General features: G+C 52.5%; 1 pseudogene. It reads left to right on the forward strand.

Annotated features, from left to right (window positions below):
* Positions 1 to 153: 153 nt before the first annotated feature.
* Positions 154 to 509 (forward strand): annotated as a pseudogene (locus tag DVK07_RS22550) (hypothetical protein); the annotation flags it as partial.

Raw genomic sequence — 509 nt, forward strand, 5'->3', positions numbered from 1 at the left:
CTCGGTTGGGTTGGCCCGATAAAAAAGCTTGCGTGTCGCGGTGCGTGGTCGATTCGAGTGTTTTAGCTCGATTGTCGTTACGGAACTCCCCGGTGGCCGTGTTCCGAAGCCGTAAAAATTATGATAAACATACAATTGTGCGACATAACGACGATGTCGGATGAAGACGATCGTGGTCCCCAAAACGGTCCAACTGAAGAGTTTGATCTTGACCTTGTCGCTCTCGAAGAAGGACGGCGAACCATTGATAAGCAGAATGAGATACTGAACAACATCGACGACAAGGCTGCTCGGATTCTCCGTATTAACTTAGTGATTGTCGGTCTCCTCCTCACAGGCCTCTCGGTTGCGACTGGTACCGGAAGCGAGACAGGTCCGGTTGAGCAACTCCTCCCGAGTGCTGTCAATACATACACTGAACTGGGTCTTTTCATGCTCTTACTCTCGACCGGAGTAGCCGCATTAACGTACACCGCCTCCGCGCTCCGGATCGGCGTAACGGGTGGGAG

The organism is Halorubrum sp. Atlit-26R, from assembly GCF_003666015.1.
GTDB lineage: Archaea > Halobacteriota > Halobacteria > Halobacteriales > Haloferacaceae > Halorubrum.